The sequence below is a fragment of the Candidatus Culexmicrobium sp. genome (assembly GCF_058356305.1).
In genome coordinates, this window is the sequence record NZ_JBTVBB010000010.1 from 1 (window position 1) to 3,882 (window position 3,882).

The 3,882-nt window shown below is 37.4% G+C and carries 5 protein-coding genes and 1 pseudogene; all 6 read right to left on the reverse strand.

Going from position 1 to position 3,882, the window contains the following annotated elements:
• Positions 1 to 277 precede the first annotated feature (277 nt).
• A complete protein-coding gene (locus ACW8TM_RS02255; RefSeq protein WP_491531655.1) occupies positions 278 to 898 on the reverse strand; it encodes a hypothetical protein in 621 nt (206 codons plus the stop codon).
• A gap of 1 nt (position 899) precedes the next feature.
• Positions 900 to 1,754: a hypothetical protein gene (locus tag ACW8TM_RS02260; RefSeq protein WP_491531656.1), complete on the reverse strand. Its 855-nt coding sequence runs from the start codon at positions 1,752 to 1,754 to the stop codon at positions 900 to 902.
• A 5-nt stretch (positions 1,755 to 1,759) separates the two neighbouring features.
• Positions 1,760 to 2,245 carry a hypothetical protein gene (locus ACW8TM_RS02265; RefSeq protein ID WP_491531657.1) on the reverse strand — a complete coding sequence of 162 codons (486 nt, stop codon included), beginning with the start codon at positions 2,243 to 2,245 and terminating at the stop codon, positions 1,760 to 1,762.
• Positions 2,202 to 3,002, reverse strand: coding sequence for a hypothetical protein (locus ACW8TM_RS02270; RefSeq protein ID WP_491531658.1), 801 nt, complete (start codon positions 3,000 to 3,002; stop codon positions 2,202 to 2,204). Before ACW8TM_RS02270 ends, ACW8TM_RS02265 begins: the two co-directional genes overlap by 44 nt.
• Positions 2,974 to 3,582, reverse strand: coding sequence for an IS607 family transposase (locus ACW8TM_RS02275; RefSeq protein WP_491531659.1), 609 nt, complete (start codon positions 3,580 to 3,582; stop codon positions 2,974 to 2,976). Before ACW8TM_RS02275 ends, ACW8TM_RS02270 begins: the two co-directional genes overlap by 29 nt.
• A gap of 8 nt (positions 3,583 to 3,590) precedes the next feature.
• Positions 3,591 to 3,882: pseudogene (locus ACW8TM_RS02280) on the reverse strand (hypothetical protein); the annotation flags it as partial.

Genomic DNA, 3,882 nt, shown 5'->3' on the forward strand with positions numbered 1-3,882 from the left:
AATCCTCCCCTCAAAAACCCTCAAAACATGCCTGGTAGACTTCCTCAAAACAGAGGCATCAGAACTAAAGGGAAACATAATCAACACCAACAAATAACTCTACTTGCAAACTACCTCATAAAAATAACCTTATCTCAATAAGCTCCTAAACACATTAAACATAAACATTGTATAAATAGTGCTGAATGTTACTCTGAATCTTATGTCTCTTATTTCTCTCTTCCCACTAGAGAAGATAAAAGTAAAAAAGAGGGAAATTATTGATATCACTGTAGACTTATACTTTGATTCCTAACCATTTATAAAGTATAATTTGCAAGGGTCGAATGACATAGTTGGTTCTCGTCATCACCATATTGCCGAAGTTTGCTCCTAAACCAAATGCAATTGCATATCTACCAATTTTTGTCAATATTCCTAGGGTTCCAGTATGTTCTCTAGTGTATGTAAAGTATAGTAGTGTGCATATGACGAACAATGGGACAAGTACTGCATTTAAATAGTCTAATGGTGTTGCCCCTGAGGAAATAGGTGAAAATAAGCCTTTCACTTGACCGATTATTTCTGCTGGAATGGATCTAACCATGCCTACAGCGATACCTGATCCAAGCATCATTGACAAGGGTATTCTGCTAATATACGCATATTTTCTTGAAATCCTGAAGAATACTAAGAGACCTATGAGAATTGGAATTATGTTTATAATTTCACCTTTTGCTAGGGGGGTGATTGCGAGTTTTTTAACATTTTCTAAACCTTGAACAGCTAAGACCCCTGCAGTTACACCAACCAAGGTTCTTTCAGCAAACCTATAGAAAGGATTATCTTTAATTACGATGCTGTATCCCATCATTATAAATAATGCTGCAACCCAAACTCCAGGATCCTGTGATACCATCTCACTTCCTCCTCCTTACACGTTCTCTTACATATAGAATATTTCCTATAATGATGAGTGCAATTAAGAACATATGTGAAATTGAAATTGCATCTAAGCTAGCAATTGCTCTACCAGGGCGTCCAACTAGTTTCTCATAATCTGCTGCAGCTCTAACTCCTGCCAAATATTCCTTAATTTGTCCTGCTCTATAAAATGGCTCTACATCTTGAACAACTGCACCTGTTAGACAAAGCACTAATATTGGTTTATTATATGGTGTCCCCCAGTGGCGTACTATCATGGTATTATATTCGCCACAATTGATGATAAGGTCAAAATCAGCTACAGAGTTTACTCCTTGCATCATAGGAAGACTATCTATTGGATTTCCATATCTGTCATATTGTATTGAAGCACGAATGTTTTGAGCGAATGTAGACCAAGCAATGTCACCTCCAGCCACAAATCCTAAATTACACCAGTCCTCACCATACTTCAGTCCATAGTCTTCAGGTCTCCCAATAGTGGCAAAAACTTCTGTGTCAAGTAGCTGTAATATGCCATCTGCAACACTAAGACCGACAAAGTATATCTTAATATTCCTCTCTTTAGCAATTGAGAATAAATGATATATCACTGGAATTGATTGGGGAACCAAGTCTCCCATAAGGACCACTGGAGGTATATAATTGAATAATATTTTAGTTCCAGGCTCTAAATTCTCAATTATATTGTAGAAGTTTATTGAATGTTGATCTATTCTAATGGGTAATCCAAGTGGACGAGCAAGTGGAATTATTAGAAGGATAATAAGCATTCCCTGAACAAAAGTCTTGTTCGTCAATAATTTTTCAATCCGCTCCTGCATTTCCATTAGCTTTATACCTCCTCAACACCCAAATAGCCACGCTCTACTCCCAGTATAACTCTAATACCTATCAAAACAAAGCCCAAAGCCAAACTTATTCTGAAGGCAGTGAAAACCCCTCTAGCTGGAACTGCAAATATCCAGTTCTTCAAATCAACAAACCATCCAGTTTGTACTTGAATCATAGGTATGTTTGCAATCATAGTTAGAACTCCTGCAAGCATAAGTAATCCTGCATCCCAATTCATCACACGGAAAGCTTGAATTGCAATAGTACACATATAAAGATACGCGAAGCTGAAGAGTGTTGGTGACAATGCCTGATAAACATTGTCAAATATAAATGAATAAATTGGATCCTTGGTTCCACCTATAGCGCCGAGAACGAAGGTTACAAGCATAATGAATACTAACCATGCATCAAAATACCATTCTCCTTTTCTTTCTATAACTTTACGTCCATGAATTACTATTAAGTTTATAAGTCCAATACCCATTGCCAATGCTGAAAATACTATGTATTCTCCTCCTCTTGATCTCATGTACTCTGTGGATGTGGTATAGTCTCTTTAAGTCTACTCTAACCCACCCGTACCTTGGTGAGAATCCATCTAAACTACACTTATTCAAATCCCAACCAATGTACTCAGTTACTCTCCTCTCCTCCAGTGGCTTCCTAAAGGTTATTATAAGCTCATCTTCCTTTAGAATAAGCTCTCCTAGATCATGCCTCCTAACTCTCTTCTTAAACCACGCTCTCGATAGGTTAAACTCTAGATAGAGTTCTCTAGGTCTAACTGTTATCCTAATCCTGTCGTTCCTATAGACGTAGAGTGTCTCCTTAACCCTGACGAACCTCCTTTTGACTACTGGCTTACTCCTCTTCCTCCTACCCTTAATGTAGTTCTTCCTCCATGAGTTGATTATTGAATAAGCGGTTTTTATTGCTGAATCTACGTAATGCGATGCATAGTCCCAGTCCTTGAGCAGTTCATTTCTCAAGCTCCTCTTGAACTCCTTGGACTTGGGGATTCTAGGGATTAAACGCTTGACATAATAGTACCTCTTTACCTTTTCCGTTTCTCCCTGTTCAATCACATAGTAGCTTTTCTGTCTTTTCTCAACCCACTCGACATTATCCCAGATAATGTCTATCGCTTTTTGCAGGATGTTTTTGTAGATTTTCAAAAATTCGTTTACGTTGTAGCTGTGTCTTATTTTATAGCTAACAATCCTGTATGAGTTTCTTTGCACCTTCAACCACCTTCTTATACTTATGACTTCTCATATCATAGAGCTTACCAGCAAAATGTGAAATTATTGTAATCAAATCTTCGATTAGCTCTTCTTTCGGACTCTTCTCCACTCTATTTATCACTATAATTTCAGTCCCATAGCTTTTGAAGAAATCTTCGAGAATTTTGAATCCAAACCTCGTTAACCTGTCTGGATACGCTATTATAACCTTGGAGACTTCTTTGTTCATTACCATCTTAAGCAGTTTCTGAAAGTTTCTCCTGTCTTCCTTTAACCCAGAACCTACATCTTTAAGAACCTCTACTTCCCAACCTCTCTCCTTAGCATAGCTCTTTATCAAGTCAATCTGTCTTTCTAAGTCGTCTTTTTGAATATATGATGAAACTCTCGCATAACCGACTATTTTTCTTTTCTCATAAATCCCTAGAATCCTCTTTATTTCACTTTCTGGAACTCTCCTTTTTCCACCAATAGTTCTAACACACTTAATCTTACCCTCCCTATCCCATCTCTGTATCGTCTTCACATGAACTCCAAGCAGTTTTGAAGCTTCCTTCATTGTGTATAAACGTTCCATTATACTCACTAAGACACACTAATGTTCATCAAATATTTAACAGTTTCGCGAGGCAAACTTAACTGTGCACCTATTCTATCCAATTCTCTCATTGCTTGAGCTAAATTCCTATTGAGGGAACTATAAATTTTTGTTTTAATATGCCATTTTCTCCATCTTAGAATCTCCATTCTTCTCTTAAGTTTTAATTTTTTACCATGAGCATCTCGCCCCCTCCAATCTATAATTGTCGATAATCCCTTGTCATGTATAGTAGACGTTATTGGAGGACCAATTCTTCTCTTCCTCCACTTCTCTTCC